This window comes from Bradyrhizobium erythrophlei (assembly GCF_900142985.1).
Lineage (GTDB): Bacteria > Pseudomonadota > Alphaproteobacteria > Rhizobiales > Xanthobacteraceae > Bradyrhizobium > Bradyrhizobium erythrophlei_B.
In genome coordinates, this window is sequence record NZ_LT670849.1 from 3,143,154 (window position 1) to 3,167,377 (window position 24,224).

21 protein-coding genes and 1 tRNA gene are annotated in these 24,224 nt (G+C 61.8%); 10 read left to right on the plus strand and 12 right to left on the minus strand.

From position 1 onward, the window contains the following. Positions 1-35 precede the first annotated feature (35 nt). The 5 genes from BUA38_RS14650 to BUA38_RS14670 all read right to left on the minus strand — a co-directional run bounded on the left by BUA38_RS14650 (position 36) and on the right by BUA38_RS14670 (position 5,818). The gene (locus BUA38_RS14650) at positions 36-1,427 is read right to left on the minus strand and encodes a TolC family outer membrane protein (RefSeq protein WP_072818703.1); all 1,392 of its coding nucleotides are present in this window, start codon (positions 1,425-1,427) and stop codon (positions 36-38) included. A 178-nt stretch (positions 1,428-1,605) separates the two neighbouring features. Continuing rightward, positions 1,606-2,445, minus strand: a complete 840-nt coding sequence (locus BUA38_RS14655) for a M48 family metallopeptidase (protein WP_072818705.1) — start codon at positions 2,443-2,445, stop codon at positions 1,606-1,608. Between the two features lie 318 nt (positions 2,446-2,763). Continuing rightward, complete coding sequence (locus BUA38_RS14660; protein WP_072818707.1) at positions 2,764-4,092, minus strand: polyhydroxyalkanoate depolymerase; 1,329 nt, start codon at positions 4,090-4,092, stop codon at positions 2,764-2,766. Positions 4,093-4,211: 119 nt separating this feature from the next. Further along, positions 4,212-5,030: an ABC transporter permease gene (locus BUA38_RS14665; RefSeq protein ID WP_072818708.1), complete on the minus strand. Its 819-nt coding sequence runs from the start codon at positions 5,028-5,030 to the stop codon at positions 4,212-4,214. Beyond that, positions 5,027-5,818, minus strand: a complete 792-nt coding sequence (locus tag BUA38_RS14670) for an ABC transporter ATP-binding protein (protein WP_072818710.1) — start codon at positions 5,816-5,818, stop codon at positions 5,027-5,029. Before BUA38_RS14670 ends, BUA38_RS14665 begins: the two co-directional genes overlap by 4 nt. A gap of 302 nt (positions 5,819-6,120) precedes the next feature. On the opposite strand from BUA38_RS14670, the gene BUA38_RS14675 reads away from it, so the two are divergent. The 3 genes from BUA38_RS14675 (at position 6,121) to BUA38_RS14685 (ending at position 8,765) form a co-directional block, all read left to right on the plus strand. After that, entirely contained in the window at positions 6,121-7,443 is a 1,323-nt protein-coding gene (locus BUA38_RS14675; RefSeq protein ID WP_072826124.1) for an ActS/PrrB/RegB family redox-sensitive histidine kinase, read from the plus strand. Positions 7,444-7,529: 86 nt separating this feature from the next. Then, positions 7,530-8,084, plus strand: a complete 555-nt coding sequence (locus tag BUA38_RS14680) for an ActR/PrrA/RegA family redox response regulator transcription factor (RefSeq protein WP_072818711.1) — start codon at positions 7,530-7,532, stop codon at positions 8,082-8,084. Positions 8,085-8,429: 345 nt separating this feature from the next. After that, the gene (locus tag BUA38_RS14685; protein ID WP_072818713.1) at positions 8,430-8,765 is read left to right on the plus strand and encodes a hypothetical protein; all 336 of its coding nucleotides are present in this window, start codon (positions 8,430-8,432) and stop codon (positions 8,763-8,765) included. 100 nt (positions 8,766-8,865) lie between these two features. On the opposite strand, the gene BUA38_RS14690 is transcribed toward BUA38_RS14685, so the two are convergent. Next, complete coding sequence (locus BUA38_RS14690) at positions 8,866-9,351, minus strand: MmcB family DNA repair protein (protein ID WP_072826125.1); 486 nt, start codon at positions 9,349-9,351, stop codon at positions 8,866-8,868. Between the two features lie 147 nt (positions 9,352-9,498). On the opposite strand from BUA38_RS14690, the gene BUA38_RS14695 reads away from it, so the two are divergent. Then, entirely contained in the window at positions 9,499-10,182 is a 684-nt protein-coding gene (locus tag BUA38_RS14695; RefSeq protein ID WP_072818715.1) for an MBL fold metallo-hydrolase, read from the plus strand. A 48-nt stretch (positions 10,183-10,230) separates the two neighbouring features. Here BUA38_RS14695 and BUA38_RS14700 read toward each other — a convergent pair whose 3' ends face one another. Continuing rightward, on the minus strand, positions 10,231-11,481 hold the full coding sequence (locus BUA38_RS14700) for an extracellular catalytic domain type 1 short-chain-length polyhydroxyalkanoate depolymerase (RefSeq protein ID WP_072818717.1): 1,251 nt from the start codon (positions 11,479-11,481) through the stop codon (positions 10,231-10,233). Positions 11,482-11,658: 177 nt separating this feature from the next. After that, positions 11,659-13,128: a bifunctional class I SAM-dependent methyltransferase/glycosyltransferase family 2 protein gene (locus BUA38_RS14705; protein ID WP_072818718.1), complete on the minus strand. Its 1,470-nt coding sequence runs from the start codon at positions 13,126-13,128 to the stop codon at positions 11,659-11,661. A 361-nt stretch (positions 13,129-13,489) separates the two neighbouring features. Here BUA38_RS14705 and BUA38_RS14710 point away from each other — a divergent pair, with 361 nt between their 5' ends. After that, positions 13,490-14,737 (plus strand): LLM class flavin-dependent oxidoreductase, encoded by a 1,248-nt coding sequence (locus BUA38_RS14710; RefSeq protein WP_072818720.1) that lies wholly within the window; start codon positions 13,490-13,492, stop codon positions 14,735-14,737. A gap of 55 nt (positions 14,738-14,792) precedes the next feature. On the opposite strand, the gene BUA38_RS14715 is transcribed toward BUA38_RS14710, so the two are convergent. Then, entirely contained in the window at positions 14,793-15,635 is an 843-nt protein-coding gene (locus BUA38_RS14715; protein WP_072818722.1) for an SDR family NAD(P)-dependent oxidoreductase, read from the minus strand. A gap of 312 nt (positions 15,636-15,947) precedes the next feature. Here BUA38_RS14715 and BUA38_RS14720 point away from each other — a divergent pair, with 312 nt between their 5' ends. The 3 genes from BUA38_RS14720 (at position 15,948) to BUA38_RS14730 (ending at position 19,373) form a co-directional block, all read left to right on the plus strand. Further along, entirely contained in the window at positions 15,948-16,913 is a 966-nt protein-coding gene (locus BUA38_RS14720; RefSeq protein ID WP_156898959.1) for an HWE histidine kinase domain-containing protein, read from the plus strand. Positions 16,914-17,048: 135 nt separating this feature from the next. After that, complete coding sequence (locus BUA38_RS14725; protein ID WP_072818726.1) at positions 17,049-18,833, plus strand: putative bifunctional diguanylate cyclase/phosphodiesterase; 1,785 nt, start codon at positions 17,049-17,051, stop codon at positions 18,831-18,833. A 135-nt stretch (positions 18,834-18,968) separates the two neighbouring features. Further along, positions 18,969-19,373 (plus strand): YccF domain-containing protein, encoded by a 405-nt coding sequence (locus tag BUA38_RS14730; RefSeq protein ID WP_072818729.1) that lies wholly within the window; start codon positions 18,969-18,971, stop codon positions 19,371-19,373. 6 nt (positions 19,374-19,379) lie between these two features. On the opposite strand, the gene BUA38_RS14735 is transcribed toward BUA38_RS14730, so the two are convergent. After that, complete coding sequence (locus BUA38_RS14735) at positions 19,380-21,086, minus strand: SulP family inorganic anion transporter (protein WP_072818731.1); 1,707 nt, start codon at positions 21,084-21,086, stop codon at positions 19,380-19,382. A 232-nt stretch (positions 21,087-21,318) separates the two neighbouring features. Between BUA38_RS14735 and BUA38_RS14740 the strand changes: the two genes are divergently transcribed. Both BUA38_RS14740 and BUA38_RS14745 read left to right on the plus strand, forming a co-directional pair. Further along, positions 21,319-21,395: transfer RNA gene (locus tag BUA38_RS14740), tRNA-Arg, on the plus strand. Between the two features lie 46 nt (positions 21,396-21,441). Further along, on the plus strand, positions 21,442-22,665 hold the full coding sequence (locus BUA38_RS14745) for a serine hydrolase domain-containing protein (protein ID WP_244553311.1): 1,224 nt from the start codon (positions 21,442-21,444) through the stop codon (positions 22,663-22,665). Here the strand turns inward: BUA38_RS14745 and BUA38_RS14750 are convergent, their stop codons facing one another. Beyond that, positions 22,666-23,088, minus strand: coding sequence for a hypothetical protein (locus BUA38_RS14750; protein WP_156898528.1), 423 nt, complete (start codon positions 23,086-23,088; stop codon positions 22,666-22,668). A gap of 127 nt (positions 23,089-23,215) precedes the next feature. Continuing rightward, positions 23,216-24,217, minus strand: a complete 1,002-nt coding sequence (locus tag BUA38_RS14755; protein ID WP_072818734.1) for an ABC transporter substrate-binding protein — start codon at positions 24,215-24,217, stop codon at positions 23,216-23,218. Between the last annotated feature and the right edge of the window lie 7 nt (positions 24,218-24,224).

The following is a 24,224-nucleotide window of genomic DNA, read 5'->3' on the forward strand; positions in this document are numbered from 1 at the left end:
ATGCCGCCGGATGTTCGTCCGTCGCGTGTCGTCCGCTAGCGGCCGTCGGGCGTGGTGACGCCCACCCAGTTGTCGCGCACCTGCTGATAATGAACGCTGGGATCATAGGTCGGCGTCGAAAGTCGCAGCACCTGGGGCGACAGGCGTCCCATGGCGTTCAACACGGCGTAAGAGGCCACGACGCGGTCGTGTTGCGCGGTCACCAGCGCGACGCGGGCATTCACCAGCGTCTGCTGGGCATTGAGGATGTCGATGACCGTGCGCTGGCCGACCTGCGCTTCCTTCGTGGTGCCGAGATAGGCGACTTCCGAGGCGTCGACCTGCGACTGCGCGGCCGTTACCTGCGCCTTGCCGGCGACGAGCTGGCCCCAGGCGGTCACGAGGTCGGCGCGCGCCTGGTCGCGGACCTGCTCCATCGTGAGACGCTGCTGTTCCAGCGTTTCCTTGGATTGCCGGATCAGCGAATATTCTGCCCCGCCCTGATAGATCGGCACCGTGAGCTGGACGTTGGTCGCCGCGGTGAATTGATTGATCTGCGTGATGGTCTGCTGCCAGACCTTGGAGACCGTCGCCTGCAACGCGAGCGTCGGATAGAGCGCGCCTTCGTTGATTTTCACGGTGAGAAAACTGACGTCGATACCGTACATCGCGGCAGTCACATTGGGGTTTTCCCGGGTCGCAATCTGCGTCGCGCCTTGCACGGTCGGCGGCAGGTAACGGTCGACCGGAGAGGCGGCCTGGAGGTTGGCCGGCTCGTTGCCGATGATGCGGCGGAAATTCGCCCGCGTGGTGGTCAAGGTCGATTCAGCCGCGAGTTCCTGGCTCTGGGCGGCGGCGAGCTGCGCCTGCGACTGCGCGACATCGGTCGGCGTGACCAGGCCCGCGCTGTAGCGGTCGCGGGTCTGCTTCAAGGTCAGTTCGAGCACGTGGGTATTGCTGCGCTGGACTTCCAGGATCGCGGCGTCGCGCAGGTAGTCCATGTAGATCGTCGCGGCGGCAAGCAGCACCGACTGCTCCATCAGCCGCAGTCCCTCGCGCGCGCCAAACACCTGGCTTTCCGCGGAACGGGTTTTATTGGCGGTCTGGTTGCCGTTGTAGAGCGTCTGCGTGACCGTCAGCGCCGCGGCGTGGGGGCCCTGATCTCCCTGCTCGATCTTCTTGCCGGCCGAGCCGTCAGCGAGCTGATTGATGAACTGGCCGCCGCCGCTGAACGTCAGCGCGGCCTTGGGGCGATAACCGGACAAGGCTTGCGGCACGGCTTCATCGGTCGCGCGCACCGAGGCGCGCTGCGCGTTGAGCTGCGGATTGTTGCGATAGGCGCGCAAAAGCGCCGCTTCCATGGTGTCGGCGCGCACCGGAAGCGCCGCCGATTGACCAAACAAAACGACGGCCGTAGCCGCTCCGCCTAAAAGCCTGCCCCCAAGCATATTCAAGTTATCCAACGCCTTACGTGGCGTGACAACAGCCATACGCAATTCAGGAGTGGATCAAAAGCGCATAGCTGTGCGCATCTCTCACGCCGGCGTGATGGCGCCTCCGAATATCGGTCAGTGTGGCTTTTTCGCGCGGACCGCTCGCTCAAAAATGCGGCAGCACCTGTTTACCTCAGTCCTGGATGCCGTAGCGATGCAGATCGTTGCCGTGCGTGTCCAACCACGTCTTGGCGCGGTCGACATGGCTGCACACTTTGCCGACGACCCTCCAGAACCGTGCCGAGTGGTTCATCTCGACGAGATGAGCGACCTCGTGCCCGGCGAGATAGTCCAGCACATAGGGCGGAGCCAGGATCAGCCGCCAGGAGAACGACAGCGAACCCGCCGATGTGCACGAACCCCAGCGGCTCGACTGGTCGCGGATGGAGATCCGCTTCACCCGCACGCCGAGGCGCTCGGCATAGGACATCGAAGCTTTCTGCAAATCCTTGCGGGCTTCGCGCTTGAGATAATCGTGCACCCGACGCTCGGTGTATTCGACCCCGCCGGCGACGCAGATAATGCGCTCGCCGCTGTCGCGGATTTCGGTCCAGACCGTGCCGCGCTGACCGGCGCGGTGCACGATTTTATGCGGAACGCCGCGCAGCGGCACCACGGTGCCAGGAAGAAACGGTGCAGCCTTCGGCAAACGGCCAAGACGCGCTGCGATCCAGCCGCCGTGACGCTGCGCAAAGTCCTTGGCGTCGGCAATGGTGCCGCGCGGAGGGATGGTCAGGATGGCTTCGCGGTCACTCGGATGGATTCGCAAGGTGTAGCGGCGTGCGCGCCGATGGCGGCGGAGCCTGACCGAATAGATTTGCGAGCCGTGCTTGATCAAAAGCCGGGAAGGCTCGTAGGGCCGCCGATAAAGGAGCGCGCGAGTGGCCATGTCTGTCAGTCCGGGGATTAGAAATTCGCCCGGATTCTGCCATATCCGCCGCCAGGGAAATCGCTCGGCGCAAAAACAAATCATTTGCCCAATATACAGGGGTTGGGCCGCCAGCCGACCCCACAGGATGGGGTCGGAACCCAAAAATTCGATCGGAAAGAGTCCCCGGCAACACCCCCAACTCCGGAATTAAGATTCATTACTTCCGGAGGGCTCAGATTCGCGTTTCCTGGAGTCAATTCAGGGGGTTAACGACCCCCCCCGGCCGACAGCAGTGCTCTCGCGCGAACCCTGGTGTGGCGGTTCAGAAGTCCGCATCATCGTGGCCCGCGAGTCCGTCATGCGGACTTCTGAACCAGAGCTGCAAGTTCCGCGTGGACTGTTTGCGTGTTGGTCCGACTACTACTCTGCAGCGTAAGCGAGCGAGGGCTTCACGGTCGCTGAAGACACCATGAAGTCATGGATGCGCGGCACGATTTCCGATTTGAAACGCGAACCGTTGAACACACCGTAGTGCCCGACGCCCTTCTGCACGTAGTGCACCCGGCGATGGTTCGGGATCGAACTGCAAAGTTCATGGGTTGCTTCGGTCTGACCGAGCCCGGAGATGTCGTCGTTCTCGCCTTCGACCGTCATCAACGCGACACGGCGGACCTTGGAAGGCTCAACCGGCTTGCCGCGATGGGTCATCTCGCCCTTGGGCAGCGCGTGCTTGACGAAAACCGTGTCGACGGTTTGCAGGTAATATTCCGCCGACAGGTCCATCACCGCCAGATACTCGTCATAGAAGTCGCGATGCTTGTCGACCAGGTCGCCGTCGCCTTTCACCAGGTTCCGGAACAGGTCCTTGTGCGCATCCATGTGCCGGTCGAGGTTCATGCTGATGAAGCCATTGAGCTGCAAGAAGCCCGGATAGACATCGCGCATGACGCCGGGATGCGGAAACGGCACCTTGGTGATGACGTTATTGCGGAACCAGTCGATGCCGCGCTCGGCGGCAAGGTTGTTCACCGCGGTCGGATTACGGCGGGTATCGATCGGTCCGCCCATCAGCGTCATCGAAATCGGCACGGACGGATCGTTCTCGGCTTCCATGATGGACACCGCAGCCACGACCGGCACCGAGGGCTGGCACACCGCGATAATGTGCATGTTGCCGCCGAGGACGTGCAGCATCTCGATCAGGTAGTCGACATAGTCGTCGAGGTCGAAACGGCCAGCGGCGAGCGGCACCATGCGGGCGTCGGCCCAGTCGGTGATGTAGACTTCATGGTTGGGCAGGAAGGCCTCTACCGTACCGCGCAGCAGCGTGGCGTAGTGGCCGGACATCGGCGCCACGATCAGCACACGCGGCTGCGGGCTGCGCAACGGACGCGTCAGCTTGCGATCGAAGTACAGGAGCCGGCAGAACGGCTTTTCCCACACGCTGCGAATTTCGACCGGCGTGCGGACGCCGTTGACGTCGGTATCAAGAATTCCCCATTCAGGCTTGCCGTAGCGGCGCGTGGTGCGCTCGAACAATTCGCAGGCGGCTGCAATCGATTTGCCGGCCTCGGTGTGCGACCACGGATTGAGCGGATTCTGAAACAGGATTTTTGTCGCGTCGGTGATGGCGCGCGCCGGGTTGAGCGACGCTTGCGCCATTTCGTACATCCAGTACATCGGCGTCGTTAGCGCCGGACTGCCTTCGACAGCCATCGGCGGCGCACCGCCAAACTCCCCAATCGGCATTTTGCGTTCCTTTTGCGTCGCAGCATAGTGCTAAAAGCACAATAAAGCGTCAATGGATAGATCGGCATTGGCGCGCCGCTTCACAAGCAAAATGCGCGAAAATCCCGGGTTTTAACGGGCTATTCCCCGGTCTGGATCAGCGATCCGTGTTGCCGCGCGCTGCGCAGGAGTACCAAAAACAGGGCAAAAGAGGCTGCAAACAGGGCAACATTGATCACGAGCGCGTCTACCATCAGATCGGCGCGGAATACATGCTCCATTAACAACGCCCGCATGCCCTCGAACACGTAAGTCGGCGGCAGCGTCCAGGCCAGAACCTGCAGCCAATCGGGCAGCACGCTCACCGGATAGTAGATGCAGGCCAGCGGCATCATGGCGAACATCAGCGTCCAGACGATGCTCTCGGCCCCCAAGCCGTGGCGCAGCACGAGCCCGGAGACGAAGATGCCGACCGACCAGCTCGTGAAGATCAGGTTGCAGAAAAAGGCGATCAGCGGAAAGCCGATGCCATAGAAATTGAAGTCGAAGACGAACATCGCCAGCAGCGTCATCGGAATGACGCCGATCGCCAGCCGGATCAGGCTCATCACCATCAGCGCGATCAAAAATTCGATCGGCTTCAAGGGACTCATCAAGAGGTTGCCGAGATTGCGCGCCCACATCTCCTCGAGAAAGGAGATCGAAAAGCCGAGTTGGCCGCGGAACAGGATGTCCCACAGGATCACCGCGCCGACCAGGGTGCCGCCGGCGCGCGCAAAAAAATTGGCGTTCTGCGCGATATAGGTCTGAAGGAAGCCCCAGGTGACGATCTGGAGCGCCGGCCAATACAACAGCTCCAAGAGCCGCGGCCAGGACGACATCAGCAGATACCAGTAGCGCATGATCATCGCCGCGATCCGCCGCGGCGAGATACCTGTCGTGACAGCAAGCTCACTCATGACGTTGCTTCCTGAACCCGGCCGCGGGCGACGTCGAGAAACACTTCCTCCATCGTTGCCCGGTTGTAGCGGGCCATGATCTGTTGCGGGCTGTCGTCGTCCTCGATGCGGCCGCGCTTCATGATGATGACGCGGTCGCACAACCGCTCGACCTCCAGCATGTTGTGGGAGGCAAGCAGGATGGTGGCGGCATTCTCCTTGCGGTAGGTCTCGAGATGCCGGCGGATCCAGTCGGCCGTATCGGGGTCGAGCGATGCGGTGGGTTCGTCGAGCAACAACAGTTCGGGCTGGTTGATCAGCGCCTTCGCCAGCGCCACGCGGGTTTTCTGTCCGGCGGAAAGCTTGCCGCTCGGACGGTCGATGAAGTCGACGAGGTCGAGCTCCGAAGCCAGCTTCTCGATCCGCGCCTTGAGATGCATCACCGAATAGAGACGGCCAAAAATCGTCAGGTTTTGCCGCACGGTCAATCGCGCCGGCATGTCAACGTAAGGACTTTCGAAATTCATCCGGCCAAGCACGTGAGCGCTTTCGCCCGGCATCGGGTGGCCGAGCACGGCGATGCGCCCCGACGTCGGCAACACCAGCCCCATGATCATGGCAATCGTCGTGGTCTTGCCGGCGCCGTTGCCGCCGAGCAGTCCGGTGATGCTGCCGCGCGCGATCGAGAACGAAATATCGTCGACTGCCCGGGTGGTTTTATAGACCTTTGAGAGGTGTACGACCTCGATCGCCGCGGCTTCGCGCCGGTCGATCGGGGCAGGATCTAGCGTCGTCCCATGGCTCGTCATTTGGCTTGTTCATTGAGGCATTCAATCCGCCAACGCAAGGCTTCCCGTGGCTTTACGCCGCGCCAGCGTGGGATCGGGACACTGGGTATGATCAACGAAATTTGTCGCCAGTGGAGTGGATTTGACATTCGCTACTCAGCTAGCCGCGGGTCCATAAGGCGAATGTCAAATCCCAAACTCCACTGGGACCCCAAATTTGCTAGTGGTCCTTTAATTCTAACATTCGCAAAAGTGGAAGCTGCGAAGGGATGCGAATGTTAGAATTGGACCACTAGCCGCTTGCGCAGCTAAAACCCATGTCGATGTCCGATACCGCCGCCACCGACTTCCGCCTGCCGCGCCGCCAGGTTCGTCTCGACACGATCCTGCGGCTGCGCTGGCTCGCCGCGCTCGGCCAGCTCGCGGCCATCTTCATCGTCGAACAGGGACTTGAATTCGACGTCGAGGTGGCGCCGTGCCTGGCCATTGTCGGCTTCTCCGCGCTGTTGAACCTCGTCCTTCAGGTCTGGTTCAACCCAATGGAGCGGCTGGAGCCCGCGTTTGCGTCCGCGCTGCTGGCGCTGAACATCGTCGAACTCGCCGGGCTTCTGTTTTTTACCGGCGGTTTGCAGAACCCGTTTTCATTCCTGTTTCTGGCGCCGGTTCTGATCTCGGCCACTGCGCTGCCGATCAGGTTCACCATCGCGCTCGGCATGCTCGCGGTCGCCTGCGCATCCGCACTGGTGTTCGTTCATTTTCCGCTGCCCTGGGACAGCGACGATCCGCTGGTGCTGCCGCCGATCTACTTGTTCGGCGTCTGGCTTTCGATCGTGGTCGCGATTGCCGTCACCAGCCTCTATGCGTTTCAGGTCGCGGAAGAAGCCCGCAAGCTCTCCGACGCGCTTGCGGCAACCGAACTGGTGCTGGCGCGGGAACAGCACCTGACGCAGCTCGACGGTCTGGCGGCGGCGGCCGCGCACGAACTGGGGACGCCGTTATCGACCATCTACCTTATTTCACGCGAGCTCGAGCACGGCCTCGAGGACAAGCCACAGCTTGCCGGCGACATCAAAACCTTGCGTGAGCAGGCGCAGCGCTGCCGCGAAATCCTTGCCAAGATCACCCAGCTGTCTTCGAGCGGCGCGCCGTTCGATCGCATGCCGCTGTCGGCGCTGATCGAGGAGACGGTAGCTCCGCATCGCGACTTCGAGGTCGCGATCAAGGTGCGCATCGCGGTGGCGGGCACTCCGGAACCTGTCGGCATGCGCAATCCGGCCATCATCTACGGCGTCGGCAATATCCTGGAAAATGCGGTCGATTTTGCCGGCACCGCCGTCGAGGTGAACGCCTGGTGGAATGCCGAGACCGTGGAGATCGTCATTTCCGACGACGGCCCCGGCATCGCGCCGGATCTGCTCAAGCGGATCGGCGAGCCTTATCTGTCGCGCCGGCCGGGGGCGGAGGAGGGCGAGGGCCCGCGCAGCGGCCTTGGCCTCGGCGTGTTCATCGCCCGCACCCTGCTGGAGCGCACCGGGGCCAAGGTTTCCTTTGCCAACCGCGTGTTCCCCGATCACGGCGCAGTGGTCCAGATCGTGTGGCCGCGCAACCGTTTTGAGGTTAGGGAACCGGCCACGGAGTTAACCTGAGGGGGTGAAATCGACTTTGGGCGTCTTGGCGTGCCTGTTTCGACGCCATATGTTGGTGGGGTTGGGTCAACGAGGACACGGTCATCTTGAACGCCATTGCCGAACTAGCCGGACACCCCGATCGTTCGCTTCTGATCGTGGAGGACGATAAGCCGTTCCTGGAACGGCTCTCCCGCGCGATGGAAACCCGCGGGTTTGCCGTGACGTCCTGCGACAGCGTCGCGGACGGCCTGAGCCAGATCGCCAAGGCGGCGCCCGCTTTTGCGGTGGTGGATTTGCGGCTCGGCGACGGCAACGGCATCGATCTGGTGTCGGCCCTGAAACGCAAGCGCCCCGAAGCACGCGCCATCATCCTGACCGGCTACGGCAATATCGCGACCGCCGTGACCGCGGTGAAGCTTGGCGCGGTCGACTATCTTTCCAAGCCGGCCGATGCCGACGACGTGGTGTCGGCGCTGCTTGCGCTCGGTAACCAGAAATCCGAGCCGCCGAGCAATCCGATGTCGGCGGACCGCGTGCGTTGGGAACACATCCAGCGGATCTACGAGATGTGCAATCGCAACGTCTCGGAGACGGCGCGGCGGCTGAACATGCATCGCCGCACCTTGCAGCGAATTCTGGCCAAGCGCGCCCCGCGCTAGTGCGGCGAATTTGAAGTTCCTATCAGTTTTTGCCGCGGGTTCACTATAGGAACTTCAAATTCAAGGCCGCACTAGAAAACAAGGCCGCACTAGAAAAACAATAGTTGCTAGAGCTCTTCTGATTCCGAAGTTCGCATTAGAGGCCGCCTCAATGGTTTGCGAACTTCGGAATCAGAGCTTTAGTTGCCCGGCAAGCGAACCTTTCACGCCGCAAGGTGAATGACACCGAATTCATGTTGCTGATCGCAGTATGAACGTCCTGTTCAGCGCGGCTTCTGTTGTGTCGGTCTAGTTTTCTGCCGTGGTGGATGGCTCCCGCATCCACTTTGAACGGAGAAGCAAGTCATGACCCGCATCAAACTGTTTTCGATGGCTGTACTGACCCTTGCAACACTCGGCACCTCGTTGACGGGCGCATCCGCAGAGACCCTGTGGCAGTACAATCATCCGCGCCGCGCCGAAGTGAACGCGCGTCTCGGTTACCAGAACTACCGCATCGACCAGGGCGAAGCCTCCGGCCGTATTTCGCCTTACCGCGCCGAGCGGCTCCATGCCGAAGACCGTACTATTCGCTACGAGGAACGCGCCATGGCGCGCTTCAACGGCGGCTACATCACCCCTGCCGAGCAGCGCGCGCTGAACCAGCAGGAGAACGTGGTCAGCCGGCAGATCGGCTGGTGATCTTTCTCTCTGTCCCCGAGCGACTGGCCCCGTTGCTGATGCAGCGGGGCCTTCTTGCAGCGAATTCTCGCCAAGCGCGCGCCACGCTGATTGACTTCGCTTAGAATTCTTCGTGACCCTGCGGATCGACCAGGCGGTTGATCCGCTGCGCCGCGGCCATGGCAAACCGCACTGTCATCGACTTGCGGGTCGGCGCCGGCAGCCGGTGTTCGGGCGCCGGACGCTCAAGATGCGCGCCATAGGCGTCGGCGATGATCAGCCCGGTCTCTTCGGGAAAAATCTCGCGCGGCAGATCCTGCAGGAGCGCAAAAAACAGCCGGTCGCAATGCGCGCGGTATTCCGGCCATTTCTGGTCGGCGCGCAAATCCTCGACCGAGGATTTGATCTCGACGATCCAGATCTCGTTGCGGTCGTTGATGGCGACGAGATCGGCGCGGCGGCCCGAGGGCAGCGGCAACTCGCTGATGCAGGCAAAACCCAGCGAATATAACAGCCGTGCGGTGCCGCGTGCGATCGCAAGCGCGTTCTCGGACTGGCGGCGATCGGGTGCCGGCACAATGGCGAGTTTTGGGGCGGGCGATTCCATGACGGTCAGAATAAGGCCTGCCCCGATCAAGTGGAAACGGTTTTGCTTGGGATGCGTTGGATTGGGCGTATGCGGACATCGTTCCGCCGGCGCCAGGTGGGCTCAACTTTCCCTTGGCGGACCGCAAAAAATCGGCAATGTGCACCCATGACAGAGACATCCGAAAACAAGGCCTCCGAAAACAAGGCCAAAGCCGGCGCGATGATCGTTCCGGTGACGCCGTTCGAACAGAACTGCACCCTGATCTGGTGCACGGCGACCCAAAAGGCCGCGGTGATCGATCCCGGCGGCGATCTGCCGCGAATTCAGGCCGCGATCAAAGAGGCCAACGTCACGGTCGAGAAGATCTGGATCACGCACGGCCATATCGACCATGTCGGCGCTGCGGCCGACTTGCGCGACGCGCTCAAGGTGGGCATCGAAGGCCCGCATCTGGCGGACAAGTTCCTGCTCGACAATGTGGTGGCGAGCGGCGAGCGCTTCGGCATCACTGGCGTGCGCAATTTCGCGCCGGACCGCTGGCTCGAGGAAGGCGAGCAGGTTTCGATCGGCGAATTGACGTTCGACGTCCTGCATTGCCCCGGCCATTCACCCGGCAGCGTGGTGTTCTTCAACAAGGAGATGCGCTTCGCCCATGTCGGCGACGTCCTGTTCAACGGTTCGGTCGGGCGCACTGATTTGCCGGGCGGCGATCACGCTACCCTGATCCGCTCGATCAAGGACAAGCTGCTGCCGCTCGGTGACGATGTCGGCTTCATCTGCGGGCATGGCGCAGGTTCCAGAATCGGCCATGAGCGGATGACCAATCCGTTCCTCACCGGCGCGATGTGACCGAGCGTCTGGCGCCGTCCGCAACGACGTCAGGAAATCAATCGCCAGCTATTTCATCAGGCCCGCGGCCGTCAGCGCCCGGGTGATGGCCGCGCCGACATCAAGCGTATTTCGCCGCTTGACCGTCGGTTTTGCCGCTTTCGTCTTTGCGGCATTGCCGGTCTTTGTTTTCGCAGTGGTCGCGACAGGCTTGGCCGTCCCGATGAGCGGCTCCAGAACTTTGCTGAGAACGGGAGCGGGCGGCGCGATCGGGGAGGCCACCGGAATCAACTTCGCGCTGGGCGATTCAGCGCGAGGAAAAGGCCTCGCGAGCTTCGGAATGCCATCGGTGAGGCCGAAGAAACTGGCAATATGATGCGACGACGAGATACCGGCCTCGACCATGAACGCGCCTTGGCGGCCGTAGCGCTGGTCGTTCTCGGCCTTCCCGATCGGCGTGCCGTGGGCCATGCCGGTGATGGTGTAGCTCTCGACGACCGTCTCGCCGTCTTCGTTCCACCAGACCTGATGCGGATAGCCGTCGACGGTGCCCTCGGCCATCGGATGCGACGGCAGGTGATGCAGGTCGAGCCACTGTTTGACGATCTCGTCGGCATTGGCGGGATTGACGGTGCGATCCACGCTGCCGTGCCACACCGAAACCTTGGGCCAGGGCGCACGGTGTTTCGAGGCGTGGCGCACCAGGTTGCCCAGGTCGTTGGCCGAACGCGCGGGCGACCGAAACATGCTATTCAAGGCTTCGCGCATGTTGGTCGCGACGCCGAACGGCAAGCCTGCGATGATCGCGCCGGCGGCAAACACTTCCGGATAAGTCGAAAGCATCACCGACGTCATGGCGCCGCCGGCGGAAAGCCCGGTGATGAAAACGCGGTGCTTGTCGATCCGGTGCTGGCTCACCATGCGCGCGATCATCTGCCGGATCGAGCAGGCCTCGCCGTGGCCGCGCTTGGTGTCTTCCGGATTGAACCAGTTGAAACAGGTATGCGCGTTGTTTGACGCTTGCTGCTCGGGCATCAACAGCGCAAAGCCGTAATGCTTTGCGAGTGTCGACCAGCCGGCGCCGACGTCGTAACCGGCCGCGGTCTGTCCGCAGCCATGCAGCACGACAACGAGCGCAGGCTGTGGCCGCAGGTCTGGCGGCACGAAGGAGAACATCCGCAAGTCGCCCGGGTTGGTGCCGAACTTCCGGGTTTCCACCAGCGAACTGCCGATGGCGCCGGGCATCATGTGGCCGAGGCCATCCCAGCCGTTCAATCCGGGCAGCCGGCGCAGGAATTCGATATTTTTCGCAAGCGACACGGCTGCTCCTCAATGCCCAAAAATCGGGACGCACCTCAAAGCAGATAATTGCTGCACTGCGAAATAAAAAGACCGTGTGCTGTCAGTCCTCAGGAAAATATTTTTCATGAGACGTCGCAAAGACGCGTGATGCGTCCTTGACAAAGGTGCCGTGCATTGGCGCGAAAGATGGCGGAATCAGATCGCCTTCAATTTACGATAGGCAAACCACACCATCTTCAAGAGCAGCCAGCCATCGCGAAAACGTGAGATCTGGGTCTCGCCGAACGTGCGGGCCTTGTAGTGGATCGGCGTCTCGACAATTTTGAGATTCTGCTTCGCCGCGCCGAAGATCAGATCGAAATCGCCGAACGGATCGAAGTTGCCGAAATAGCTGCGCTCGCGCGCCAGCACCTCATAGTCCTTGCGCAGGAGCACCTTGGTGCCGCACAGCGTATCGGTCAGGCGCGTGTTGACGAGATAGCTGAAGAGATAGGCAAACACGCGATTGGCGATGAAGTTGAGCGGGCGCATCGCCTCGTTTTCCATCGGATAGACGAGGCGGGTGCCGTTGACGAACTCTGCTTTGCCGGTCTCGATGATCGCATGAAATTTCGGCAGCGCTTCCGGCGGCATCGTCAGATCGGCGTCGAGAATCATCAGGACATCGCCGGAGGCGGCTGCAAAACCCTTGCGCACCGCGTCGCCCTTGCCTTTGCCGTCCTGCTTGAGAACCTTGATGTCCCAGCTCTCTTTATAGGCGTCGCGCACGCGTTCGCATTCGGCGAAGGTGTTGTCGCTGGAGTTGCCTTCGACGAACAGGATTTCCTGCGCCGCGCCAAATCGTGGCATGCGCCGGATCGCATTCTCGATATTGCCGCTCTCGTTGCGGCAGGGAATGAGAATGCTGGCCGAAAATTTCCGCTCTGGAAACAGACGAACGGGACGCCCGACCAGATAGGTCCGCAGGCACAGGTGGCGGATGCCCGGCAGCGGCGCGATGAAGCGGTTGATGAACGGGCCGAGGCCAAGCCAGTGACGCGGTAGCAGCTGGCGCTGCTCCTGGCCGATCACTTCGAAATCGGCAAGGTCCATCAAATTGAGGAAGTCAGCGGTCGCGACGTAGTTGATGGTCGGCTGTTTGGCGCGCAGGCGCAATAGCTCGGCGGCTTTAAGGATCGGCTCCCACAAATGCGAGTAGTAGGAGATGATGAGCCGCGTCGACGGCGCGCACAAATGATGCACCAGCCGCAACGTCGCATCGATATCCTCGAACATGCCGATGGTGTCGGCGATCACGATGTAATCGAACGGTCCTTCGATCGAGTTGAGCGTGTCGGGATCCTCGACGTCGCCCAGCACGAAACTGAGATCGGGATGCAGCTCGTTGGCTTTCGCGATCGTCCTGGCGCCAAAATCGACACCGACGCCGTAAGAAGGCTCCAGCGCTGCCAATAAATCGCCGCGGCCGCATCCGAGTTCCAGCACCCGCTTGCCCGGCGGAATCAGAAAACGCATGAACTTGAAATCGTCTTCGTGATAGGCGGCGTTGAATTTTCGCCAGCGCTCCAGCTCGTCGACATTGCTCTCGAAGTGGTCGACAAGATCGCGCTTGCGCTGCGTGGGCAGCTCAAGGGAGCGCGCGGCGTCGGACGGCCTCAAATACATCTTGACCTCGGCGGGGGACGAAGGGGTCGTCTTAGCCGATGGGTCGGGAGGTGTAAATTCGCCTAGCCGGCCATAAAGCGGCCGATTTCATGGCCGCGAGGCGCTAGTGGAGTGGATTTGACATTCGCTATCCCTTAGCCGGGAATGCGCAAGGCGAATGTCAAATCCAAAACTCCACTAGAAACTTATATTTGCTAGTGGTCCTTTGATTCTAACATTTGCAAAAGTGCCTGCCGCAATGGGATGCAAATGTTAGAATCGGACTACTAGCAGCGGGGTCTTGGAATAGGCGATTGCCTTGATCTTTCCCGCCCCATAGTTTGATAAGGCGCAATCAAAAAAACTGTTCGGAGAAAACCCAGTGGCTCGTCTCAAATTTGGGGCCTTCCTCGCCCCGCATCACCCGATCGGCGAGCACCCGATGCTCCAGTTCCGCAGGGATCTCGATCTTGTCGAGCAGCTCGATGCGCTCGGCTACGACGAGTTCTGGTGCGGCGAGCACCATTCTTCGGGTTGGGAAATGATTGCATCGCCGGAAATGTTTCTGGCCGCCGCCGGCGAGCGCACCAAGCGCATCAAGCTCGGGACCGGCGTGATCTCGCTGCCCTATCACCATCCTTTCAATGTTGCGCAGCGCATGGTGCAACTCGACCATATGACGGGCGGCCGCGCCTTGTTCGGGTCGGGCCCGGGGGCACTTGCCTCCGACGCGCATACGCTGGGCATCGATCCGATGACCCAACGCGACCGTCAGGACGAGGCGATTGCGATTATTCGCCGGCTGTTTCGCGGGGAGCGGGTGACCGCGAAAAGCGACTGGTTCACGATGAACGACGCCGCATTGCAGATCCTTCCGCTCCAGGAGGAAATGCCGTTCGTGGTCGCCTCGCAAATCTCGCCGTCGGGCATGACGCTGGCCGGGAAATATGGCATCGGCATCATTTCGCTGGGCTCGATGTCGACGCAGGGTTTGATGGCGCTGCCGACGCAATGGGGCTTTGCGGAAGACGCCGCGAAGAAATACGGCACGACCGTCAGCCGCGCCGACTGGCGCGTATTGTTGTCCTGGCACGTCGCTGAAAGCCGCGAGCAGGCGAAAGCCGAGGCTGGCGCCGGGCTGATGCGATGGCACAACGAATACAATGTGAAGACGCTGCAGCGGCCGGGCCTCGAGCCCTTCAAATCGATCGATGAGGCACTGGAGAAAACCGCCGGCGGGGTAGGCATTTCGGCATCCACCATCGGCACCCCCGACGATCTGGTCACCACGATCCGGACGTTGATGGAAGTGTCGGGAGGCGTCGGCACGATTATCGGCTTCGTTCACGACTGGGCCAACCCGGAAAATACCAGGCGAAGCTGGGACATGGTGGCCCGCTATGTGATCCCGGAGATCAACGGCTATGTCACCAAGCTTCGCGAGTCGCAGAAATTCCTGATCGAAAATCGCGCCGTGTTCGATCGGGCGGGGCAGGCTGTGATGGCGAAGATCATGGAGAACGACAAGGCTGCCGCCGCCCTGACACTCACCGGTCCCGGCCGGGTCGCCATTCCGCCCATCAATGCGCCGGACCTGCAGAAGGAAGCGGCGAAGCAGCAAAAGAGCTGATTGGCGCTCTTGATAAGCGCGGCCTCAGCTGGTTCTCACGTCTACCGCTCGCCAACTACTTCTGGGCCTGATCGAACGCCTTGCGCAGGGCCACGTAGCCCTGTTGCTGCGCGGTCCAGTTGCGTCCGCCGGTGATCGCGCCGTCGATCACGAGGTCGTGCCCGTTGATGAAGCTCGATTCGTCGCTGGCGAGAAACACCGCCGCATGCGCGATGTCCTCCGGCAGGCCGGCGCGCGGGATCGGCTGCGCACTTTTGTAGACCTCGCGCATGACATCAGGCGTCTTCTCGGCCGCCTCCACGGACAGGCCGAGCGCCTTGCCGAAGATGCCGGTTGCGATCGCGCCGGGCGAGATGCTGTTGACGCGAATGCCGGCTTCGCCAAGCTCCATCGCAACGCATTTGGTCAGGTGGATGACGGCGGCCTTGGCGGCGCCATAGACCACCGACGACGAGAAGCCGGCGAGTCTTCCTGCGATGCTGCCGTTGTTGATGATGCTGCCGGAACCCTGGCGGCGCATATGCGGCGCGGCATGCTTCATGCCCAGCATCACGCTGCGAACCAGCGTCGCCATCGCGGTATCGAAGCGATCCGCTTCGAGGCCCTCGATCCCGCCAGTCTGGGCCGGTCCGCCGGCATTATTGAATAGGCAGTCGATACGGCCGAACTTGTCGACCGCCTCGCCGATCAGGTCGCGGATGTCGGCTTCGATCGTGACATCGGTGCGATGGAAAAGGCATGCAGGGCCGAGCCGCTTTGCCAGCGCCTCACCTTCCGCCGCGCGACGGCCGGCCACGACGACTTTCGCGCCCTCGGCAACGAAGACTTCCGCGGTACGCAGTCCGATGCCGCTTGTCGCACCTGTGATCACCGCGACTTTGCCATCCAGTCGTCCCATCTCGGTCGTCCTCCTTTTTGACACGGTCGCGTAAAACTATCTCAAATCCACGCAACTAGGCAGCGCAGTTCACGTGTTGTGATGCCAATTCGACCGACGGTTTGATGATCCCGACATCCCAAAAGAGGAAACAAGCGAGCGTCGATACCTCGCCATCTGTGGAGCGCCGGTTCCCCCAGCCGGATTTCAAGCCGCGGAATGCCCTGCACGGCCCCGGTGTTCAAGGGGATAGCGTGCTGTCTCCCGGTGCGGCGCGGCAAAATTCGGCTATGGTGAGCGAGTTTTCGGATCCGGAATGCCCTCATGCGGTCTTTGACAGGATTGATCGATGAATTTCGACAGGGTTGGCAAGGAATCTCCCGGCCTTCATTGTCGTTCAGCATAGGCTTTTCGATCGCCTGCCTGGCGTTGTCGACAACCGCGCGATGGTTGCTCGCGATGATACGGCCGGATGTCTACTTCACGCCGTATTTCCCGGCCGTTTTCTTCGCGACCGCGCTTGGCGGATACCGCACCGGCATCGCCACCGCCGTGGTGGGCGGCGGACTTGGCGTTGCCATGAATTTCGGCGATGCGCCGAGCAATTTCTTTCCGCGTGCGGTGCTGCTCGCCATCTACTGCATCGTATCCGGCCTAACGATCTGGGGCGTGGAGCACTATCGCTCGGTGGCCTCCAGGCAGCGCGAGATTTCGAAGCGGCTGATCCGCGAGGAGGACTACCGCAAGCTTGTCGTCGACGAGCTGCAGCACCGGCTGAAAAACAAGCTGTCGACGGTCCACGCGGTGCTGCATCAGGTTTTGCAGAACCAGCCGCAGGTCTGGGCCAGCATCGATCACCGCCTGCGGGCGCTGGCCGCGACCGACGAACTCATCACCAAGGTCGACGGCGACGGCTGCGACATCAAGGACCTCCTGCTTTCCGAACTCGGCCCTTATGGCCACGTTCGCTTCAACCTGAATGGAAATCGGCTGCTTCTCCCAGCCAAGCTTGCCGTCAGCCTCGCGCTGCTCTTTCACGAGCTTGCGACCAACGCCGGGAAATATGGCGCGTTTTCCGCCGAGCGCGGCATGTTGCAGGTGTCCTGGTCGATGATCGATGACCGGCTGAACATCATCTGGGATGAAACCGAAGGGCCGGCGATTTCGGCGGTCGGGGCGCCCGGCTTCGGCACCAAATTGCTGGAATCGGCGCTCGGGCCATTCGATGGTAAGACCGAGATCAGTTTTTTGAAAAGCGGCGTCCACTGCACCATGCAATGCCGCGTCCCGAAGGCATGATTTCCGGCTACCCGTTAGGTCGTTGACGTTCTGTTAATAACGATCGCGGCGTCCGGTCGTTCAGCCGGCCGCGCTCCACCCCGTAATCGCGTACTTAACCAAAAGTACAAAAGAGTTTGTCACCTTCGGGCGGCAATGAAAAACCCGCTCCCCGATCAGATTCCGTCCTCCGCCCAGCAGCAAGCCGAACTCCCGTTCGACGGCGAGCTTGTCCTGTTGAGAGATATTGTCCGCCAGCTTCCCGCAGGCGTCACGGTTCAGGACGAAGACGGCCGATTTCTTTTGATCAATGACGTGGCTGCCGCGCAGCTCGGGCTCGCTGGTGGCCAGGGCGACGATGTCGCCGCAAAACACCTGAACGAGCGCCGGGCCGCCGGGCTTGAGCTGCTTCGGCACGGCCGTGCGACTGTCGCGGAAGTGGCCGGCGCCGGCAGCAACGGCACGCAGGTTCTCCTCGCGGCCCATCGGCCGATCAGCGTTGCCGGCCGCAATCTGCTGTTGTCGTGTTCGGCCGATATCAGCGAGCAGAAGGCGGTCGAAGATCACCTGTTCCGCTCGGCCTATTTCGACGGGTTGACCGGTTTGCCGATGCGGCGGGTGATCGAACACCGCGTGCAGGGCCTGATCCAGCGCTATGAGCCGGGCAACGCCTTTGCGCTCGCCTTTCTCGACATCGATAATTTCAAGCACATCAACGACTATTACGGCCACTCGGTCGGCGATGCGCTCCTGGTCGAGGTCGCCAAGCGGCTCGGGCTCAATTTGCGTGAAACCGACATGCTGTCGCGGATCAGCGGCGACGAATTTCTGCTGCTGCTCGCACCGATCGATAACGAGGAGGAAGTCGCCGATTATGTCGAGGCGACGTTGCAGCGGCTGAAAGCGCCGTTTTTCATTGATGGATCGGAGATCTTTGCCTCGACCTCGATCGGCGTCAGCCTGTTTCCCGATCATGGCCGCAGCTACGACATGCTGCTCCACAATGCCGATATCGCGATGTATCGGGTCAAGAACGATGGCAAGGGAGCGGCCGCCTTCTTCGATGCCGGCATGGAACGCGAGGCGCTCCTGCGCATGAAGATCGAGCAGTCGCTGCGGCATGCGATCCTGGAAAAGCAGTTCTTCTGCGCCTTCCAGCCGAAGGTCGATATCAGGACCAGGGAAGTCAAAGGCATCGAGGCGCTGGTGCGTCTGCGCGACGACGACGGCATCATCCAGGCGCCCGGCACGTTCATCAATCTGGCGGTCGAGCTCGGATTGATCGATGATCTCACCCATCTCGTGCTGGCCGAGATCGTGCGATCGATCGACCTGATCAACGAGACGTTCGGGCCGACGGCGACGATCAGCATCAACGTCGCGGCAAAGCAGGCTGACAGCCCCACTTTCATGCGCTCCTTCGCCGAGGCGCTGGACGCAACCGGCTTCCCGCGGCGTTTCATGATCGAGGTGACGGAAGACGCCTTCGTCACCAAGACCCGGTTCCAGAGCGAAGTCCTGCCGATCCTGCGCAAGCTCGGGGTCGGTATCTCGATCGACGATTTCGGTATCGGCTATTCGTCATTGTCGGCGCTTGCCGATATCACCGCCGACGAAATCAAGATCGACCGGGCCTTCATCAAGGACATTCACCTTCGCCCGCGCAGCCAGGGAATCCTGCGCGCGATCGAATCGCTTGCCGATGCGCTCGGCATGAGCGTGGTGGCCGAAGGCATCGAGACCTTCGAGGAGCTGGCCTATCTTCAGGCCGCCACCCGCATTCGTTATGCGCAGGGCTTTTACTTTGCCCATCCGATCTTCCTCGAGGAACTCAAGACCGGCGCGCCCGCCTCCAGCGACACGCGCGTCAGCGAGACCAGCCGGCCGATGCAGGAAAATCGCCACAGCGACTATGCGCGTCCCGCCCGCTATCGCCGCTGAGCAGGCCGAGCGCGCCTGCCTTTTGTTGCAAATGTGACGATCTATTAATGCAGCAATTGGTGTCTCGGGTCATTCCGGGCAGGCCTCGTCCTTGCTATCTTGTCGTGTGACGACAACGATCGCGAAAGAGGCGCCATGCAACCCGTATCGATATTTCTGAACATCCTGTGGCTGTTGCTCGGCGGCGTGTGGATGGCCGCGGGCTGGGTCCTCGCCGCGATCATCATGGCGATCACCATCATCGGCCTGCCTTGGGCGCGAGCCGCGTTCAATATCGCCATCTATACGCTGTTGCCGTTCGGCCAACGGGCGGTGCGCCGCGATCTTCTGACCGGCCAGTCCGATTTCGGCACCGGACTGTTCGGACTGATCGGCAACCTGATCTGGTTGGTGCTCGCCGGATGGTGGCTCGCGCTCGGCCATCTCGTGACCGCGGTCATCCTTGCCGTGACGATCATCGGGATTCCGTTCGCGTGGGCGCACCTGAAGCTCGCCGGTATCGCGCTGTGGCCGATCGGTAGGGCGATCGTTCCGGCGTAGTGCGCATTATCCTGTTGGATCTTTTCCGGCGCGGGCGCGGATGGCTTCCTCCACGCTCTGAAACTCGCGATCGGTACCGAGCACGGTATTGATGCCGAAGCGGACGAGCGCGGCCTGCGCGCGTGTGGACTCCAGCCGGGCGATGGCGAAGTCGATGCCGGCGCCGTGGCATTGCCGGATGACTTCGGTCAGGACCTGGGCCGCGGTGAAATCGATCTCGACGATGCCGGTCGCTTCCAGCACCAGCAGTCTTATTTTTTGCGACGGAGACTTCAGGGCTGCGAGAATGTCGCGCCGGAAGTCATAGGCGTTGAGGAAAGACAGCGGCGCCTGGAATCCCACGACGATCACGCCCGACTCCTGTTCGCCCGGCAGCTTGGCGCTCACCGGCCACCAGATCGAGGTGCCGGGCACGCGCTCGAACGGCTGCACGCGGGCGCGCGTCGTGCTCCAGATGCCGTGCAACAGTGACAGCGCGATGCCAAGGCCGACGCCTTGTTCGATCGGCAGCACGATGATGCCGGCCGCGGTCGCCAGGATCAGCAGAAATTCGCCAAGCGATTGCCGCAACACGCTGGCGATCTGGCGAAAGCGGATGATCCGCAGCGCGACAAACAACAGAACGCCGGCAAGCGCGGCGTTGGGAATTCGGTGCAGCAGCGACGTGCCGAAGGCAAGCAACAGAACGACGATGGCGACAGCGGTCAGCCCGGCGATCTGGGAGCGGCCGCCGGTTTCGGAAACCACTGCCGTTCGCGGCGGACTTGCATTGACCGGAAAAGCGCCGACCAGTCCAGCCAGGACGCTGCCGATGCCAACCCCGATGAAGTCACGGTTGACGTCCGGCGGCTCGTTGGGGTCGGTCGGAAAGGATCGCGTGGTGGCCGCGGTCTGCACCATCACGACCACCGAGATGATGAGGCTGAGCGACAACAGGCTCGTGAGGCGGCTGACCGATACGATGGGGACGGTGAGCGCCGGCATGTCGACTGAAATTCCGCCGAGCACGCTCACCCCGCGGCTTTCGAGGCGCAGCAACACCACGGCTGCGGCAGCCAGCGCCAGCCCGATCAGGGCGCCGGGAATCCGCGCGTCGATCTGCTCGGACAGCGCAACGATCGCGAGCACGCCAAGCCCGATGACCAGCGTGAAGCCGTTGGTTTCGCCGAGATGTTCGAGAAGCGCCGCCAGACGCTGGAGCATGGGACCTTCGGGCGATGGCAGGCCGAGGATTGCAGGGAGTTGCGAAATCAGGATATGCGCCGAAATGCCGGTGAGGAAACCGATCGTGACGGGGATCGACAACAGGTCGGCGATCCACCCCAAGCGGAAGATGCCGGCAGCCGCGAGCAGCATCCCGGTCATCAGCGCGAGCGCCGCTGCAAGCGTGGCATAATCCGGTGAGCCCACGGCTGCGAGCGCTGCTAACCCGCCGGCGAAGATCGGCGTGATCGTCGAATCCGCGCCCGACGACAGGAAGCGGTTGCCACCGAACACCGCGAAAGCAATCGAGCCCGCCATGAAAGCGAAAAAGCCGATTTGAGGCGCGAAGCCGCCGAGGCGCGCGGTCGCCATCTGCTCCGGGATGACGATGGCGGCGAGCGTCAGCCCGGCGAACAGGTCGCGGCTGAGATAGGACAGGCGATAGCCGGACAGCGAACGAAAGACGGGCCACGCCATGCCGCCACTGGAAGATCCGGACTGATCTGCCATGGTACGCGTCCCCCTTTAAAGCTTTCCCCGGCGCACACCTCACCGGGACACGACAGGGCCTCTAGCCCCTGCCTGTCACCTGCGTACTTTCAGGCTACTGGACGACGTCCGCCTGACAAAATCAAGATCGGCCGCCGCTCGCCGGCAGGCGCCAACGTGCGGCAATCGCGGCCATGGCGGCGCGCCGGCGGCCATTGCCGATAGCGGGGCAATCGGCTAAATGAACCGCAACGCACCCGTAGCTCAGCTGGATAGAGCGTTGCCCTCCGAAGGCAAAGGTCACACGTTCGAATCGTGTCGGGTGCGCCAGCACGGCTCCGCCTGGCCGGCTGGACTTCTGGCCGCGGTCGCCCTCATCCAGCATCTGCTCGCAGGCAGTCAGACCGCCTTCGCGGCAGAGGCGCCAGCGCCGATACCGGAAAAACTTCGTCTCCTCACCGACTTCTTTGAAGAAGAGGTCGCTTCGGGAAAACTGCCCGGGGCCGTCGTGCTGATTCAGCAGCACGGCCGGCCCGTCTATCTCAAGACATTCGGCGTGCGCGATATCAAGACCGGCCAACCCATAACAGTCGATACGCAGTTCGCGCTTCTTTCCATGACCAAGCCGATCACGAGCTTCGCGGCGATGATGCTGGTCGACGAGGGAAAGCTCTCGCTCGACGATCCCGTGGCGAAATATGTTCCATCCTTCGCCGAGCGGCCGGTGGGTGTGGAGGAGGTGGATGCTTCCGGAAAGCCGACCCTTGACTTCGTCGCGGCGCGGCGGCCGCCAACGATCAGGGATCTGCTTCAACACACCTCCGGTATCGCCGGCGACTACGTCACCGGGTGGGTACGATCGGTATATCTGGAAGCCCATCTGTTCGATGGTCGCTTCGACAATGCCGAGTTTGCCGACCGCATCGCAAAATTGCCGCTCACGCAGCAACCCGGCACATTTTGGCGCTACGGCCATTCGATCGATGTGCTCGGCCGCATCATCGAGATCGTTTCGGGCGAAACACTCTATCATTTCCTGAAGCGGCAGCTCTTCGATCCGCTCGGCATGTCGCACACGAAATTTGTGCTGGATACGCCGGAGGAGCGGGCTTTGATGGCGGAGCCCTTGCCGGACGACACGCTTCTCGTTGAATTGGAAAAGGCACGTCGTTTGCATCCGGAGTGGGAATCGGGCGGCTCCGGACTGGTTTCGACGCTCGTCGACTATGCGCGGTTCGCCCAGATGCTGCTCAACGGCGGCGAATTGGACGGCAAGCGATATCTCAGTCGGGCCGCGTTCGATAACATGACGACGGACCATGTGGGACCGGGATCGGGCGTCGGTCACGATCACTTCTACTTTCCCGGCGACGGCTTCGGATTTGGATATGGCTTTGCGGTGCGAACCGCGGCGGGAGAGATGCGGCTGGCGGGCTCGATCGGTGAGCTGAAATGGGACAGCGGCAGCGGAACCTATTTCGGCGTCAATCCCAAGCTCGATATGATCTACATCCTGATGGAACAGGTCGACAAGGAGAGGGGCCCGATCAGGGATTCTTTGAGGAAACTGATCTACGGCGCCTTTCCGTCTGATCCTTGATTACTTCCTCAAGCCTGACGTCTCCAAAAGCTTCACCAGCCACCAGCGCCAGCGGGGCGCCTGGTAGAAAAGTCCGAGGCCGGGCGAGGGGTTTCCATCGACCGTCTCGGTGAGCTGTCCGTTGGCCATCGACTGGTCGACGGTCCCAACCTTTTTGTCGTTTCGCGTGCAACGCCAATTGAGCGCGTCGCGCACGGCGCAATTGCCAAGCTTTGAGGGCGCGTCGTTGCCGATCCAGACGATGACGCTTTGCTGGTCAGGAAATGCCTTGTAGGTCTCCGGGACCGACGTCAGCTCGTCCCTGAGAACGCAAGGGCTGTCGCCCGCGCGTTCGGAGGTGCAGAACATCCGATAGACCGTCGCCTCGCCGGTCAGGTGTTCATAAACCGGCCACATGAAGAAGGCGGCGAGGCCCAGCAACATGCCGCCGATGATTCCCGCTACGATTTTAATCCCGGCCGCTTCGTGCACGGCGACTTGCCCCGCCTGTTTGCCGGCAACCTAGATGGGCTTGGTGGCTTTGTCGATCCGCGGGAAAACGCCGACCCGATCAGGTTCCGCCGAGGTCGTGGGCCTCGGCGAAGAACAGGTCTTTCCATGACGCCGGCAGGCGCCTCAGGCGGCCGACCTTGTGCATGAATTCGGCGTGCTTCATCAGGTTCGCCGGCGTCGTGGTGTAATCGATGTCGGGGTCGGTGATCATGGTCACGAGATCGTCGGCGGAGTTCTTCTTGTCGTTGACGAGCTTCAGATAGATTTCGGCGGCAGCCTTCGGGTCGCTCTTGATGAAGGCATTGGCCTCTTCATGCGCCGCGCGCACCGCCTGGCAGATTTTCGGATTGGCGTCGTGGAAGGCCCTGGTCGTCACCTGGAGGCCGTTGGTGTGTTTGCCGTCGGTCTCGTAGCTGCTCAGCACCTTGTGGATTCCGGCGACGCGCAGCTCGTAATAATTGAACGGCGCCACGCTGAAATGACTATTCACGGTCTGGCCGGAGACGACGGCCTGCATCGCGTCCGGATGGCCCATGGAAACCGTGAACTCGTCGAGCCGGTCGTATTTTTCGAAACCCCATAATTTCGCGGCAGCCATTTGCAGCGCCATGGCCTGGCCGGAAATTTTCACGGTCGGCACCGCGATGCGGTCGGCGGATGTGAAATCGGCAATGGTCTTCACCGCCGGATTGCGCGTCGTCAGCACATACGGCATCGATTGCACGGCGCACACCGCACGCACTTCCGATGGCGTACCTGATGTCTTGTCCCACAAGGTGGCAAGCGACGGCGAGGCGACATTGACGAATTGAATATTGCCGCTCAACAGCCCGTCGTTCAGCGCGCCGGGGCCGCCCATGGTCTGCCAGACGACGGCAAGACCGCTGACGCCAAGACGCGCCGCATGCGCCTCGATCAGCCTGCGATCTTCCATCACCATCTGCGGCAAAAACGGCAGGCCATATTGCTTGCCGAGCTTGATGCCGGAGACTTCTGCGCGAGCCGACCGCACCAGTGCGGGGAGCGCAATGAGACCGGAGACGAATGCGCGTCGGTTCACTTCGCTC